The sequence below is a fragment of the Pseudomonas cichorii genome, assembly GCF_015471405.1.
GTDB classification, from domain to species: domain Bacteria; phylum Pseudomonadota; class Gammaproteobacteria; order Pseudomonadales; family Pseudomonadaceae; genus Aquipseudomonas; species Aquipseudomonas serbiensis.
Genome location: NZ_BLVZ01000024.1, coordinates 48149 through 63413, shown reverse-complemented (window position 1 = coordinate 63413; position 15265 = coordinate 48149). Strand labels below are relative to the sequence as shown.

Genomic DNA, 15265 nt, shown 5'->3' with positions numbered 1-15265 from the left:
GCACCGCCTTCGAGTCGTACTCCTACCACTGAGGAGTAGGGGCCAGCGGTGAAGACGTCATTGAAGGCAGTTCCAATGACGGTTTCGATACCATTGAGAGTATCCCCCTCAGCGTCGCCACCCCGTCCAACAAGTCCAACTCCCAAGCGCACATTTATATTTATACCTTCGGTAGATGCCGAATAGTCAACAGTATCTGAACCAGCACCGCCATCAATTTTGTCTGCACCAGCCGAGCCCTTGATCAAGTCGTTTCCGGCCAGAGCATTGATCTCATCATCCCCAGCGGTGCCAGTTAGCGTATCTGCACCAGCTGTTCCAGTAATAACTGCCATTTTTCTTCTTCCCTATTTGAGGATGTTGGACGCGGTCTTATAAAATCAGCGTTTGCTTACAAGTTGAAGCAAAAAATCTCTGCAGTTTTTCTCGGCTGTTGTCAGTTAACCTTGAGCGGAAGAGTCGTCCCAAAATATAAGAGGGGGTGTTATTTTTGTAACGGTATATTTCATTCGTGAGGGGCGAGTGCTGGCATTTGAGGGGAGGGATTTGAGCATGTCAGAATATCACCTCCAAAGTATCTGCCAATGCTGTCTGAGAAGCGTCTATCGGCGTATTTATTACAAGTGCTGGCCTTGGCAATACTCATTCAGAGCGGCGAATAGAGAGGGCTTTCCATGGTGTTTGGAATCGTGTCCGTGTTGCAAGGTTGCCGAGTGATAGCGGTAATCCTGGTTGCGTGTAAGTACAGCCCGGCGATGCTGTGAAGCTTTTCGACAAACAATAGATCAATGAAAAGCTATAATGCTTATTGCTAAACAGTCATTTATTTGTTTTGAGCGTCACGCCCGGATGCTTATTGATAGTATGGAGTGATCGATTATCGCGAATAAATTTGCTCCTACCTGAGTAGGAGCGACTTCAGTCGCGAACCTCATCCAGGCAACTCGATCCTGCCAGTTTCCCCCGGCACAGTCGGCCAGTCTCCCGCAGCCCAGCGAGCTTTTGCCTGTTCTATCAGCGCCTTGTCGCTGGCCACGAAATTCCAGTTCATGCGACGCGGGCCGTCCAGTGGTGAGCCTCCGATCAGCACCGCATGGCAATCACTTTCTGCACAGAGGTTCACCGTCTGGCCTGGGTCCAGTACCACCAGGGTTCGTGCTGTGACAGGTTCGTCATCCAGCGATGCTTCTCCCTCCAGTACATACAGTGCTCGTTCCTCGTGCTCGGTAGGGATCTGCAATGTCGTGGCGTTCTGCAGATGCAGTTCGGCGTACAGGGTCGGTGAAAGCACTTCTACAGGTGAGGTCAGGCAGAAGCCGTTTCCCGCGATCATGCGAATTCGGATTCCCGGCGTCTCGCTGCAAGGCAGGCTTTGTGCCGGGTGATAGCCATAATGGCCATTTCCCTGTTCATGTTCCCTGGGGGATGCCAGCCAGACTTGCAGGCCATGCAGACGCGAGCCGCTGGCGAGAAGCGGGGGAGGCGTGCGCTCGATATGGGCGATGGCGCTGCCCGAGGTCATCCAGCTGACGTCACCGGGGCCGACCAACTGGTCGCTGCCCAGGCTGTCCTTGTGCTGTAGCTGGCCTTCAAACAGATAGGTCAGGGTCGAGAGGCCGATGTGCGGGTGTTGGCGAATATCCATGCCGTTACCCGGTGCGTAACGGGTTTCCAGCATGTGATCGAAAAAGACGAAGGGGCCGACGCTTCTGCATTTTGCCGAGGGCAGGGGGCGCAGGATCGGTTGTCCTTCCACGTCTTCGGCACGTGGGGTGATGGTGAGCATGAGGCCTGTCTCTGCAAGTCGTGGCAATGCCCAAGCATATCGCAGGCATGAAAAAGGCGCCTCGAAAGGCGCCTTCTTCATTATTACTTGCTGCGAGGGCGTATTACTTGCCCTGCCAGCGCTTCATGACCAGAGTGGCGTTGGTGCCACCAAAGCCGAAGCTGTTGCTCATGACCAGATCGAGCTTGGCATCTTCGCGAGTCTTGAGCAGGATCGGCATGTCGGCGACAACCGGGTCCAGTTCGTCGATGTTGGCGGAGCCGGCAATGAAGTTGTTTTCCATCATCAGCAGGCAGTAGATCGCTTCGTGAACGCCAGCAGCGCCCAGGGAGTGGCCGGATAGGCTCTTGGTCGAGCTGATCGCTGGAGCGTTGGTGCCGAAGACTTCACGAACACCTTCCATCTCCTTGGCGTCGCCGACCGGAGTCGAGGTGCCGTGGGTGTTGAGGTAGTCGATAGGGCCGTCAACGGTGGACAGAGCCATCTTCATGCAGCGAATGGCGCCTTCACCGCTTGGGGCAACCATGTCGTAGCCGTCGGACGTTGCGCCGTAGCCAACGATTTCTGCATAGATCTTGGCGCCGCGTGCCAGAGCGTGTTCCAGCTCTTCAACTACGACCATGCCGCCACCGCCGGCGATGACGAAACCGTCACGCTTGGCGTCGTAGGCGCGGGAGGCTTTTTCCGGGGTTTCGTTGTACTGGGTGGACAGAGCGCCCATTGCGTCGAACAGGAACGACTGGGTCCAGTGCTCTTCTTCGCCGCCGCCAGCAAAAACGATGTCCTGCTTGCCCAGCTGGATCTGCTCGACTGCGTTACCGATGCAGTGGGCGCTGGTGGCGCAGGCGGACGAGATGGAGTAGTTCACGCCCTTGATCTTGAACGGAGTGGCCAGGCACGCCGAAACGGTGCTGCCCATGGTCCGGGTGACGCGGTAAGGGCCGACACGCTTGACGCCTTTCTCGCGCAGAGTGTCCAGTGCTTCCATCTGGTTCAGAGTGGAGGCGCCGCCGCTGCCAGCGATCAGGCCGGTACGCACGTTGGAAACCTGATCTTCGCTCAGGCCGGAATCGGCAATGGCGTCTTTCATCGCCAGGTAGGCATAAGCTGCCGCGTGGCCGACGAAACGGTAGATCTTGCGATCGATCAGTTCTTCGAGGTTGAGGTCGATGGAACCGGAAACCTGGCTGCGCAGACCCATTTCGGCATATTCCGGATTGAACCGGATGCCAGGGCGGTTGGCACGCAGGTTGGCGGTGACGGTCTCTTTGTCATTGCCCAAGCAGGAAACAATGCCCAGACCAGTGATAACGACGCGGCGCATGCGATTACCCTTAGAAGTTTTCAGTGGAAGTGAAGACGCCGACCCGCAGGCCTTCGGCGGTGTAGATCTCGCGACCGTCGACAGTAACCGAGCCATCGGCAATGGCCAGGTTCAGCTTGCCTTTGAGGACGCGCTTGATCTGGATGTTGTAGGTGACTTTCTTGGCGCTTGGCAGAACCTGGCCGAAGAACTTCACTTCGCCCGAGCCCAGTGCACGACCACGGCCTGGCAGACCTTGCCAGCCCAGGAAGAAACCGACCAGTTGCCACATGGCATCGAGGCCCAGGCAGCCTGGCATTACCGGGTCGCCTTCGAAGTGACAGGCGAAGAACCACAGGTCTGGATTGATATCCAGTTCAGCGACCAATTCACCTTTGCCGTACTTGCCGCCCTCTTCGCTGATGTGGGTGATGCGATCAACCATCAGCATGTTGGGGGCAGGCAGTTGCGCGTTACCTGGTCCGAACAGCTCGCCGCGACTGCAGCGCAGCAGGTCTTCCCGGGTAAAGGCGTGTTGTTTGGTCATGCGAGCTCCTCAATAATCTTTGTGCGGCAGGATGGGGCGCCACTGGCCCTATCGCCAGTCCTGGCGGACTAATTCGCCAGGACTCTGTCCGGCAGCCTACTCATAGACTGTTGCGTTGAAGTGAAAGTCACAGCGCAAGGGAAAATCAAAGTACACCTGTGCACTGAAATACGTCATTCGACCGATATCACTGGGCGGTTCGATCCCCAAGACTGCCGCAATTTAGCATTTATCGCCAGTCGCAGCCGCCCGAAAGGATAGCCAACGTTGTAAAACCTGCTGTAAATCAGCATGTTTGAAGGGCTTTGCCAGGTAGTCATCCATGCCCGCCTGTAAACAGGCGTCACGATCACCCTGCAGGACATTAGCCGTCAGAGCGATGATCGGCAACTCGCCGAGCCCCGAAATTTGCCGGATTCGCCGGGTTGCTTCATAACCATCCATGACCGGCAGTCGGCAATCCATGAGAATCAAGGCGTAATTTCCCGCGCCTGCCTTGATCACGGCCTGGGCGCCGTCGACCGCGACATCCACCTTGCAACCCATGTTGTGCAACATCGCCATGACCACCGTGCGATTGACCGGGTTGTCCTCGACCAGCAAGACACAGTGTTCCTTGCCGCATTCGTCGATGTTCAGAAGCGGTTGCTCCTTGTCGGCTGCCGCCACGCTGCACAGCAACAACGGGATCTGCAGGGTAAAGACCGAGCCGATACCTTCTTCGCTCTGTGCATGCAGTGTTCCGCCCATGCGCTCGGCCAGTGTGCGGGCAATGGGCAGGCCCAGACCGGTGCCACCATAACGCCGCGAAATGGAGCTGTCGGCTTGCTTGAAGGCATCGAACATGGACTCCAGCCGATCGGCATGAATACCGATCCCGCTGTCGCTCACAGTACATACGAAGCGCACATGATCGCTGTCCAGGTTTTCCCAGCCCACTTCTATACGCACACTGCCGACTTCGGTGAATTTCAGTGCATTGCCGATCAGGTTGACCAGTATCTGGCGGATACGGGTCGGATCGCCCATGACGTTCAGCAGCTCAAGGCCGGGTTGTATGTGGCGCTCCAGCAGCAGGTTGCGTTGCTGTGCGCTATGGCTGAAGGCTTGGGTCGAAGCGTTGACCAGATCGGCGAGGTTGAACGTGATGCCTTCTATTTGCAGGGCATCGCGCTCGATACGTGAGAAGTCGAGAATGTCATTGATGACCCGCAGCAGGTGCTCGGTGGATTCGGTGGCCAGCGCTGCATATTCGGTCTGCTCATCGGTCATCCGGGTTGTTTCCAGCAGTTGCAGCATGCCTAGCACGCCATTCATCGGGGTGCGCAGTTCATGGCTCATCATCGCCAGAAAGTCGGATTTGGCGCGGTTTGCCTGCTCGGCTTCTTCCCGGGTCTGGATCAACTGGGCCATGGAGCGTTGCTGCTCGGTGCTGGCCTTGTCCAGATTGAAGGCCAGATTATTGATGTGCCTGGCCAGAGCCCCCAGCTCGGCATCGTCGCTGACCGGCAGGGGAGTGTGGTAATCGCCTTTCTGTATCGCCTTGAGGGCTTCGCCCATGTCGCTGATCGGTTGTGACAGGCTCAGGGCCAGCCGTCTGGCCAGAAGAAAGGTAAACAGCAGGGCGAACAGCGCCAGTATGCCGGCCTTGAGTAGAATTTCCTGCTGGCGCTGGCTGAACGCTTCGCTGGACATGCCCACCAATACCCGCCCCAGATAACTCTCCGATGTCGCGATGTTGTGGTTCGCGCCTGAATGCTGCGAGTGGATGGGCGCCTGGAATGTTTCCGTCTGCAGGGAGTGATTGGCACTCTGATGCGGTTGCTCGATGTAGATCAGCACATTGTTGTCGCTGTCCTGAATTTCCACATAGCGCACATTGGGCATGGACAATGTGGCGCGCATCAGGCTTTTAAGGGTTTCGATATCCCCGAGAATGACCCCGGTTTCAGCCGCCGGTGCCAACTGGTTGGCGATCAATTGCCCGATATGATTGAGCTCCTGGCGCAGATCCTGAATCCGCACGAAGGTAAAGAAGCTGACCAGCAGCAGTGTCAGGATCAATGCCGGACCCAGGCTGATGATCTGTGTGCGGGTATTGATATCCCAGTGACGCAGTTTCATTGGCTGCGTACCGTCTGGGCCGGGAGGCGGTCCGGTAAATGGAGGATTGCGTCCATGCTTCTGGGCTCTGTGGTTCGGGTCATAGCATTTGCGTCAGTGGCACAGCGTAAAAGCCAAATGCCACGATCATCCATGCTGCATCGGCGCATGTTAACCGAGATGGGCACGATTTCCATGGAACTTGTGTGGCCGCAACGGGCTCAGGTCCATGACTGATGGCGTTTCTGAAACGTTTGTCGCTGGCCGATGCGCCAGCGCTCCGTATAATGCGCCATCGCCAGTTGAATGGCCCCTGGATGGATTGGTTTATGACCACGCAGCAACCTGTAGCGGTTCTTGGTGGCGGCAGTTTCGGCACTGCCATTGCAAACCTGTTGGCACAGAACGGTCATCAGGTTCGTCAATGGATGCGCGACCCGGAGCAGGCCCAAGCGATTCGCGACAACCGTGAAAACCCTCGTTACCTCAAGGGCATCAAGGTCAGGCCCGAAGTCGAGCCTGTCACAGACCTCACGGCCACTGTCGAGGCGTGCGAGCTGATTTTCGTCGCCTTGCCTTCGAGTGCCTTGCGCACTGTGCTCTCGCCCCATGTCGAGCGCTTGAACGGCAAGATGCTGGTGAGCCTGACCAAGGGCATTGAGGCTCAGACTTTCAAGCTGATGAGCCAGATTCTCGAAGAGATCGTTCCCAAGGCGCGCATTGGCGTGTTGTCCGGTCCCAATCTGGCCCGTGAAATCGCCGAAGATGCGCTGACCGCGACCGTGGTCGCCAGCGAAGATGAAGAGCTGTGCCAGCGGGTCCAGGCTGCGCTGCATGGCCGTACCTTCCGTGTCTATGCCAGTAACGACCGTTTTGGCGTCGAACTGGGCGGTGCCTTGAAAAACGTCTATGCGATTATTGCAGGCATGGCTGTTGCCCTGGGCATGGGCGAAAACACCAAGAGCATGCTGATTACCCGTGCCCTGGCAGAAATGACCCGCTTTGCGGTCAGTCAGGGCGCCAACCCCATGACTTTCCTGGGGCTGGCCGGGGTCGGTGATTTGATCGTGACCTGTTCCTCGCCCAAAAGCCGTAATTACCAGGTCGGTTTCGCATTGGGGCAGGGCCTGACCCTGGACGAAGCGGTGAGCCGCCTGGGCGAAGTGGCCGAAGGTGTGAACACACTCAAGGTACTCAAGGTCAAAGCGCAGCAGGTCCAGGTCTATATGCCGTTGGTCGCTGGCCTGCATGCAATTCTTTTCGAAGGTCGTACGCTCAATCAGGTCATCGAAGCGTTGATGCGCGCAGAGCCCAAGACGGACGTCGATTTCATATCAACCACGGGTTTCAACTGAATTCAAACTCATCAGGGAGAATGTCTTGAACGAATCGAAAATCCAGAAAAACGAATCGATCCTGCTGCGCATCCTGTGGATGCTGTTGTTCGCCATCGTCTGGCAGGTCGCGGAGATTGTCCTGGCGGGTGTCGTGCTGGTGCAGTTGGGCTATCGCCTGATCTATGGGGCGCCCAGCGGCAGCCTGATGAACTTCGGTGACAGCCTGAGCCAGTTTCTGGCACAGATCGGGCGCTATGGCACTTTTCATAGCGACCAGAAGCCCTGGCCATTCGCCGATTGGCCGACGCCTCGTGCTCCAGAGGGCGAGGCTGCGCATTATGTCGAGCCTGCGCCGCATCCGGTGCGCGATGAAGAGCCAAAACTGTGAAGGTCTGGGTACTGCGCCATGGAGAGGCGCAATCCCGGGCACGCAGCGATGCCGAGCGTGAACTGACGGCCCATGGCCGCGAAGAGGTGCTCAAGAGCGCCGTGCATCTGCAGGGCAAGCCGCTGCAACGAATCGTGGCCAGCCCTTACGTGCGGGCGCAACAGACTGCCGAACTGGTTCGTCATGCGCTAGGGTTCAGTGAGCCGATTGTGACCGTGCCCTGGCTGACACCCGACAGCGATCCCCGTCAGGTCCTGAGTCACCTTGATCTTCAGGCTGACGATGACGTCCTGTTGGTCAGTCATCAGCCTCTGGTCGGCGCATTGATCGGTTTGTTGGCACATGGCAGCTATCAGCATGCCCAGCCCATGAGTACCGCCAGCCTTGCCGAGCTGGAAGGCGAATTTGCAACGGCTGGAGGCATGACACTGCTGAGTGTCCGCCACGTCTGAATCACTGACGCATGTAGGAGCAACTTCAGTCGCGAGCCCCTTTCGCGAATGAATTCGCTCCCACACAGCATGATTGAGTGCATCTATAAAAAGGATCGAGCATGACCCTATGGCGTGAAACCCCCAATCTCGAAAGCCTCAATGCAGGCCAGAAGAACACCATTGGCGAAGTGCTGGATATTCGCTTTGACTCGTTCACCGAAGATTCCCTGACCGGCAGCATGGTGGTCGATCAGCGTACTCATCAGCCTTTTGGTCTGTTGCATGGCGGGGCGTCGGTGGTGCTGGCCGAATCCCTTGGGTCCGTGGCCAGTTTTCTTGTGGTCGACACCAGCAAGTTCTTCTGCGTGGGCCTGGAGGTCAATGCCAACCATTTGCGTGGTGTTCGTAGCGGGCGAGTGACGGGCGTTGTGCGTCCGGTTCATATCGGTCGCACGACCCATGTGTGGGATATCCGCATCAGTAACGAAGATGGCAAGCCGTGCTGCATCTCCCGCCTGACCGTCGCGGTCGTTCCTCATGGTCAGGAACCACCTGCACGTTGAATGCCGACACTCCGGCCAGTTCCATGGCCGGAGTGTCACCTTCGATGGCACTTCCAGGCGTTGCCGTACCTTTGGCGCAGTGCGCACAATCGCCACAGATTCAGCCATTGGATGCGTCGGCATGTCGCAACATATCTTCTTTGCTCACGCCAACGGTTTTCCGTCGGCGACCTACGGCAAACTGTTCACCGCGCTGGCGCCGGAGTACTCGGTTGCCCATCTGGAACAGCATGCCCATGACCCTCGTTTCCCGGTCGATGACAACTGGCTGAATCTGGTGGATGAACTGATCCATCACCTGCGCGAGCAGCCGGGGCCGGTCTGGGGCGTCGGGCATTCCCTGGGGGGCGTGCTGCACTTTCATGCGGCACTACGCTGTCCTGAGTTGTATCGTGGCGTGGTGATGCTTGATTCGCCGGTCCTGAGCCTGGTGGACCAATGGATGATCCGCGCCGCCAAGCGTTTTGGTTTCATCGACCGCATCACACCCGCAGGCCGTACTCTGGGGCGCCGTGAGGCCTTCAGCAATGCCCAGGCGGCCCGTGATTATTTCTCCAGCAAGACGCTGTTCCGCCGTTTCGATCCAGACTGTTTCGATGCCTATCTGCAACACGGCCTGCAAGCCGATGGCGAACAGTTGCGCCTGCGTTTCGATGCCGCCACGGAAATCAGCATCTATCGCAGTATCCCGCACACCAGTCCCAAGCCGTCGCGACAGCTCAGCGTGCCGTTGGCTGTGGTGCGTGGCAAGCACAGCCGGGTGGTATTGCCGCATCATGGCTATCAGGCCAGACGCCTGCGTGACGGTGAATACCTGTCGATGCCGGGCGGCCACATGTTCCCGCTGGAGCGGCCCACCGAGACGGCGCAGATGCTCAAATCATTGTTTACCCGTTGGGATGCCCGACGCATCGAGGTCACCGGCCCATGAGCCATGCAGTGGAAGAAGTTCGCCTGAGTCTTGGGCATATCGAGCTGGCTGCGCATCTGTTCGGCCCTGAAGATGGTCAGCCAGTGATCGCCTTGCATGGCTGGCTCGATAACGCCAACAGCTTTGCCCGACTGGCACCCAGGCTTGAAGGCCTGCGCATCGTGGCGCTGGATCTGGCTGGTCACGGTCATTCCGATCATCGTCCCGCAGGCGCGAGCTACAATCTGGCGGATTACGTGTTTGATGTGCTGCAGGTGGCCGAGCAATTGGGCTGGCAGCGTTTTTCCCTGCTCGGGCACTCGCTGGGCGCGATTATCTCGGTGATTCTGGCGGCTTCGATGCCTGATCGGGTTCATCGTCTGGCCTTGATCGACGGCCTGTTACCGCTGACCGGCGAAGCTGACGAGGCGGTGGATCGCATGCGGATGTCCATTCAGGCGCAACTGGCCTTGCCCGGCAAGAAAAAGTCGGTGTATCCGGATCAGGAGCGCGCCGTGGAAGTGCGCATGAAAGGCATGGTGGCGGTCAGTCGTGAAGCGGCGCAATTGCTGGCCCAGCGTGGGCTCATGCCGGTTCCGGGCGGTTACACCTGGCGTAGCGACAGTCGCCTGACGCTGCCTTCGGCCGTTCGTTTCACTCAGCAGCAGGCCATGAGCTTTATCGACGGTATCCAGTGTCCGACACAATTGGTAATGGCTGAAGGCGGAATGCTGGCCAAGAACCAGGACCTGTTGTCGGGCCTGCCATTTCAGGTCTCGAGCTTGCCTGGCGGGCACCATCTGCATTTGAATGACGAGGTGGGCGCACGCTCTGTTGCAGACTGTTTCAATCGCTTTTTCGCTGCGTCTTGACTTGCAACAGGCAACTGTCGACGCTGCAAGGATTGAAACAGGAGTCAATCATGATGGACCAACCTATTGCCTTGTATATTCGCCTCAGCGGCGACGTTGCCCATTTCATTTCTCGCCTTGCAAGTCGATGAGAGCATCCATGCGTTTATCCAGTGCTCCATTTGTCATGTTGTGCGCTTCACTGTTCAGCGCCCTGGTGTCTGCCGCCGATGTGCCGGGTAGTCATGACCTGAATATCGTGCCGCGTCTGGCCGATGCGGAAATCGTCGATTACCGCCCAAGTGCTGATCTGGAGCGTATCTATCCCATGGGGTCTATCCGCAAGATCAGCGGCCAGTTACGTTTTGATGGTCAGGTCAGCGCCCGCGGCAGTCTCACTTCGGTGACCTACCAGTTGCCTGCCGAGCACGCTTCCGACGAAGCGTTCACGGCTGCCCGTGAAGCCTTGCAGAAGCAAGGTGCCGAGCTGTTGTTCTGGTGTCAGGCCCGTGATTGCGGGGAAAGCAGCCTGTGGGCCAATGAGGTTTTCGGTAATTCCAAGCTTTATGGTGCCGATGACCGACAAGCCTATCTGCTGCTGCGACTGGCTGAGCCTGACAATGAAACCCTGGTGGCCTTGTACAGCATCACTCGTGGTAATCGCCGGGCTTATCTGCATGTAGAGCAATTCACGGCTGCCGCGCCTCTGGGTGAGTTGCTGCCGACATCCGCCACCTTGCTGCGTCAGCTCAGAAGCACCGGCAGGCTCGATATGCCAAGGCTGGGTGGCGAGCCGCAGGAGAGCTGGGTGACTTTGCTGTCCCGGGGGCTGAATCTGGAAAGCACCTTGCGTGCGACGGTTTCGGGTGTTCATGCCGAAGCATGGCGTGAAGCTCTGGTTGCCAAGGGTGTACGCGCGGCACGATTGGAGACGGGCAGTGTCGATAAAGCGGGTCTTGTCATTGAAGTGATCCGCTAGTCTTTGTACAAGACATTCGCTGTTCTTATTTTCATAGGTGCCCTCCATGTTCAATAACGACCGCCTGCTGGTGCAGATCCTGTTGTTGGTGCTGTTTGGTGCCTGTCTCTGGGTGATGGCGCCATTCTGGTCGGCACTGGTCTGGGGGGCTGTGCTGGCGTTCGCCAGTTGGCCGCTGATGCGTTTACTGACTCACTGGTTCAAGGGCCGTGAATCACTGGCCGCGTTGGCGATGAGCCTGTGCTGGATGTTGCTGGTGGCGGCACCGTTGGTCTGGCTGGGTTTCAACCTTGCCGATCATGTGCGGGACGCAACGGCGTTCATCAAGGATGTTCAGGTCGACGGGCTGCCTGATCCTCCGGGCTGGCTGGCAGGCATTCCGTTCGTGGGTGAGCGGCTGGTGGGCATCTGGAACACCATCGATCAGCAAGGCGCGGCATTCATGGCTGCTGCCCGGCCTTATCTGGGCGAAGTCGGCAACTGGTTACTGGCCCGTAGTGCGCAGATCGGTGGCGGCATTCTCGAACTGACCCTGAGTATCGTGTTCGCTTTCTTCTTCTATCGCGACGGTCCAAGGCTTGCGGCTTTTGTGCTCAGCCTGCTGGAACGCTTGATCGGCGACCGCGCCCAGTATTATCTGGATCTGGTTGCCGGGACGGTGCAGCGGGTGGTCAATGGTGTGATCGGTACCGCCGCAGCCCAGGCAATCCTGGCCTTGATCGGCTTCCTGATCGCGGGTATTCCCGGTGCGCTGGTGCTGGGCATCCTGACGTTCGTGTTCAGCCTGATTCCCATGGGCCCGCCGCTGGTCTGGATACCGGCTACCGCCTGGCTGGTCTGGCAGGGCGAATACGGCATGGCGGTGTTTCTCGGTCTTTGGGGCACCTTCATCATCAGTGGTGTCGACAACGTGCTCAAGCCGTACCTGATCAGCCGCGGCGGCAACCTGCCGTTGGTGATCGTTCTGCTGGGGGTATTCGGCGGTTTGCTGGCGTTTGGTTTTATCGGCCTGTTCATCGGGCCGACGCTGCTGGCGGTTGCCTATAGCCTGTTGACCGACTGGGTCGCCGGGGAAAAGATCATCAAGACCAAGCGAGAAGATCCCGCCGCGTGATGTGCATCAGCGGCGGTTCTCGTGTCAGGCAGCAGTGTCGAGGTATTTACCGATAGGCTTGCTGCCTTCGGTGTCATAACGCTCGCCCAATGCGGCAATCATCTTGCTCAAGGCCTGGGCGGCCACTTGATTGGCATTGGTCTGTTCGCTATTGCTGTTGCTCTGGCTCAGGGCCGTGGCCAGCTCGGTAGCGCTGATGCTGTCATCGCTGTCGGTATCCAGGGCGCTGAACAGGGCTGCGCTGTCAGTGCTGCTGGTATTAGCGTTCTGGGCAGGTGGCGGGCCAGCCGGTGGCTGCTGCGGTTGCAGGCTGGCGGTCAGTTCTTCAAGGCTGACGGTGCCGTCTTCGTTGGTGTCCAGAGCATCGAACACTTTGGTGCTGTCGGCAGTGCTGCCCGCATTGGTCAGGCCAGTGGTCAGCTCGTCGCTGTTGATCGAGCCATCGCCGTCAGTGTCCAGCGAGCTGAGCAAGTCTTCGGCTATATCCGTGGCAGGTGGTGGCGGTGGTGGTGTCAGGGCTGCCAGTTCATCGGCATCCAGGCTGTCATCATCGTTACTGTCCAGGCTGCTGAACGCTTCGCTCAGGCTGACAGTAATTCCGTCTTTCTTGTCGGAGGAGAGCGCCGAGCTGAGTTCGTCCTTGTTGATGCTGCCATCACCGTCGGTATCGAGCTTGGCCAGCAACTCTTCCTGAAACTTCTTGCTGTTTGTGCTTGAAGTCAAACTGCTTGAGCTGGTGTAGCTCGAATAACTACTGCTGATACCACTGATCATTGGGCTGACTCCCATGAGGTTGATAGATCCGATGGCGGTGCATCGGCTTATGAAGCCTCAGGGCGTCAGTTGTCGTGGGGATGTGGGATTTGTATCGGGCGGGATACGCGCTCGTCAGACTCGTGGTAGATCGAGTACGACCGTCAGGCCACCGCCGGGTGTCTCTGTCAGGTACAACTCGCCGCCCATGCGCCAGGCTGCCTCGCGGGCGATGGTCATGCCCATGCCGACGCCGCCGGAGTTGCGATTGCGCGAGCCTTCCAGGCGATAGAAGGGCTCGAATACCGTCTCGTGAAACTCGGGCGCAATACCCGGCCCACGGTCGATGACCGAAATCTTCACGCGACTGGCTTGATCCTGAATATCGATGTTCACACTGCCTGCATAGCGCAGAGCATTGTCGATCAGGTTATGCAGGCAGGAACGCAACGCCATCGGTTGCGTCTTGAGGGGTTTGCACTGCCCCTGGTATTGCACGTCATCACCGTTGTCCTGAGCGTTCTCGGCCAGGGACTCGATCAGTGCCTGCAGGTCGAGCTGTTGCAGTTCTTCGCTCTTGCGATGCTCATTCAGGTAGCTCAGGGTGGCGTCGAGCATGTTGATCATGTCGTCCAGATCCTGAGTCATCTGGCCGTGGAGTTTGGGGTCTTCGATTTTTTCGACACGCAGTTTCAGGCGTGAAAGCGGTGTGCGGAGGTCGTGAGAGACGGCTGCCAGCATGCGCCCGCGCTGCTGCATCTGCTCGCGAATCTTTTGCTGCATCAGGTTGAAGGTGTGAGCCGCATTGCGAGCTTCCCTGGGGCCGGTCAGCTCCAGAGGCGGGCTATCGAGGTTTTCACTGAGGCGTTCGGCCGCTTCGCTCATGCGTTGCACTGGACGGCTCAGGGCCTTGGCCCCATACCAGGCGGCGATGACCAGCGTGATCAACTGAAAGCCCATGACTGTCAGAGGCCCCCGCCAGAATGATGGCCTGCGGGGGACGCGCTCCTGAGAAGTGCCGTTGGCGTCCTGCTGAGCGAAGGGCGGTGCCTCCCTTGGCGGTGGCGGGCCGTATTGCGTGAACCAGATGAATGCCAATACATGCCCGAGCAGGATCGCAATCAGCGCTCCACCGAACAATCGTGCAAAAAGTGTATCGGCTGATCTTATCAAGCGAGTTCCCTGGCATCGAAAAGGTAGCCTTCGCCGCGCACAGTCTTGATCAGTTGGGGATTCTTGGGATCGTCCCCCAGCTTCTGGCGCAGGCGCGAGACCAGCAGATCGATGCTGCGGTCGAAGGCCTCAATGGAGCGGCCACGGGCGGCATCGAGCAGCTGCTCGCGGCTGAGCACGCGATGAGGGCGTTCCAGAAATACCCGCAACAGACGGAATTCGGCGTTGGAGAGCGGAACTACCAGGCCATCTGCGGCGATCAACTGACGCAGGACGCTGTTCAGGCGCCAGGCATCGAAACGTACGGTGGTGCGCTGCTCGCTGCGCTCGTCGCGCACCCGGCGCAAGACTGTCTGGATACGAGCGACCAGTTCGCGAGGCTCGAAGGGCTTGGCCATGTAGTCGTCGGCACCCAGTTCCAGGCCGATGATACGGTCGGTGGGCTCGCAGCGGGCGGTGAGCATCAGGATCGGAATATCCGAAGTACTGCGCAGCCAGCGACACAGCGACAGACCGTCTTCGCCGGGCAGCATCAGGTCCAGCACCACGACATCAAAGGTTTCCTCGGCCAGGGCCTGACGCATCTGTGTGCCGTCGGTAACGCCTTTGGACTGGATGTTGAAGCGGGACAGGTAATCGCAGAGCAGTTCACGAATGGCCACATCATCATCGACGATCAATGCGCGGATATTCCAACGCTGTTCTGGTGACGAGTTATCGGTATTGCTGTCGGGGATTGCTTGCATAGTGCGACTGCTGCCTTGTGATGCCGCCATCACTGGCCGCTATTGAAGATCAACGCTCCCGTCATGCTACTTCGCCACGGGACGCGGCGAAAGGGTGTCGCGGGAGAATGTCGTGGGCATGTCGTGAATGTATTCAAGTTGGTACAAATCCCCAAGGCCCCTCCCACAAGTGACATGTATGCCTTAACCGATCGGGATTACTTCTAAAGAGTCGGCATTCTTTACGCCGTCTTTACGCCCCTCGCTACCTGTCGCTCTCGTTCCTTTACGCCTCTGCT

Annotated in this window: 16 protein-coding genes; 8 read left to right on the top strand and 8 right to left on the bottom strand. The window is 58.2% G+C overall.

What is annotated here, in order from left to right; translation table 11 throughout:
• From JL015_RS27025 to JL015_RS27005, 5 genes are all read right to left on the bottom strand, one after another.
• On the bottom strand, positions 1-335 hold a 335-nt coding region (locus JL015_RS27025; RefSeq protein WP_374063556.1), incomplete at its 3' end, for a calcium-binding protein.
• 596 nt (positions 336-931) lie between these two features.
• Entirely contained in the window at positions 932-1786 is an 855-nt protein-coding gene (locus JL015_RS27020) for a pirin family protein (RefSeq protein WP_201020624.1), read from the bottom strand.
• Between the two features lie 103 nt (positions 1787-1889).
• Positions 1890-3110 (bottom strand): beta-ketoacyl-ACP synthase I, encoded by a 1221-nt coding sequence (gene fabB / locus JL015_RS27015; RefSeq protein WP_201002522.1) that lies wholly within the window; start codon positions 3108-3110, stop codon positions 1890-1892.
• 10 nt (positions 3111-3120) lie between these two features.
• Entirely contained in the window at positions 3121-3636 is a 516-nt protein-coding gene (gene fabA, locus JL015_RS27010) for a 3-hydroxyacyl-[acyl-carrier-protein] dehydratase FabA (protein ID WP_025260620.1), read from the bottom strand.
• A 222-nt stretch (positions 3637-3858) separates the two neighbouring features.
• Positions 3859-5760, bottom strand: coding sequence for an ATP-binding protein (locus tag JL015_RS27005; protein WP_201002520.1), 1902 nt, complete (start codon positions 5758-5760; stop codon positions 3859-3861).
• Positions 5761-6068: 308 nt separating this feature from the next.
• On the opposite strand from JL015_RS27005, the gene JL015_RS27000 reads away from it, so the two are divergent.
• The 8 genes from JL015_RS27000 (at position 6069) to JL015_RS26965 (ending at position 12315) form a co-directional block, all read left to right on the top strand.
• Positions 6069-7094 carry an NAD(P)H-dependent glycerol-3-phosphate dehydrogenase gene (locus tag JL015_RS27000; RefSeq protein ID WP_201002518.1) on the top strand — a complete coding sequence of 342 codons (1026 nt, stop codon included), beginning with the start codon at positions 6069-6071 and terminating at the stop codon, positions 7092-7094.
• A gap of 25 nt (positions 7095-7119) precedes the next feature.
• On the top strand, positions 7120-7464 hold the full coding sequence (locus tag JL015_RS26995; RefSeq protein WP_201002515.1) for a DUF4389 domain-containing protein: 345 nt from the start codon (positions 7120-7122) through the stop codon (positions 7462-7464).
• On the top strand, positions 7461-7916 hold the full coding sequence (sixA, locus tag JL015_RS26990; RefSeq protein WP_201020623.1) for a phosphohistidine phosphatase SixA: 456 nt from the start codon (positions 7461-7463) through the stop codon (positions 7914-7916). The genes JL015_RS26995 and sixA overlap by 4 nt, the downstream gene beginning before the upstream one ends.
• A 101-nt stretch (positions 7917-8017) precedes the next feature.
• Positions 8018-8461 carry a hotdog fold thioesterase gene (locus tag JL015_RS26985; protein ID WP_201020622.1) on the top strand — a complete coding sequence of 148 codons (444 nt, stop codon included), beginning with the start codon at positions 8018-8020 and terminating at the stop codon, positions 8459-8461.
• Positions 8462-8582: 121 nt separating this feature from the next.
• Entirely contained in the window at positions 8583-9392 is an 810-nt protein-coding gene (locus JL015_RS26980; RefSeq protein ID WP_201020621.1) for an alpha/beta fold hydrolase, read from the top strand.
• A complete protein-coding gene (locus tag JL015_RS26975; protein WP_201020620.1) occupies positions 9389-10243 on the top strand; it encodes an alpha/beta fold hydrolase in 855 nt (284 codons plus the stop codon). The genes JL015_RS26980 and JL015_RS26975 overlap by 4 nt, the downstream gene beginning before the upstream one ends.
• A gap of 127 nt (positions 10244-10370) precedes the next feature.
• Positions 10371-11201: a DUF4892 domain-containing protein gene (locus tag JL015_RS26970; protein ID WP_374063555.1), complete on the top strand. Its 831-nt coding sequence runs from the start codon at positions 10371-10373 to the stop codon at positions 11199-11201.
• A 46-nt stretch (positions 11202-11247) separates the two neighbouring features.
• Entirely contained in the window at positions 11248-12315 is a 1068-nt protein-coding gene (locus tag JL015_RS26965; protein WP_201020618.1) for an AI-2E family transporter, read from the top strand.
• 24 nt (positions 12316-12339) lie between these two features.
• On the opposite strand, the gene xopAW is transcribed toward JL015_RS26965, so the two are convergent.
• The 3 genes from xopAW to JL015_RS26950 all read right to left on the bottom strand — a co-directional run bounded on the left by xopAW (position 12340) and on the right by JL015_RS26950 (position 14987).
• Complete coding sequence (xopAW, locus tag JL015_RS26960; protein ID WP_201020617.1) at positions 12340-13089, bottom strand: EF-hand domain-containing protein; 750 nt, start codon at positions 13087-13089, stop codon at positions 12340-12342.
• 114 nt (positions 13090-13203) lie between these two features.
• Positions 13204-14241: a sensor histidine kinase gene (locus JL015_RS26955; protein WP_201002499.1), complete on the bottom strand. Its 1038-nt coding sequence runs from the start codon at positions 14239-14241 to the stop codon at positions 13204-13206.
• Positions 14238-14987, bottom strand: a complete 750-nt coding sequence (locus JL015_RS26950; RefSeq protein WP_201020616.1) for a response regulator — start codon at positions 14985-14987, stop codon at positions 14238-14240. Before JL015_RS26950 ends, JL015_RS26955 begins: the two co-directional genes overlap by 4 nt.
• Positions 14988-15265 lie beyond the last annotated feature (278 nt).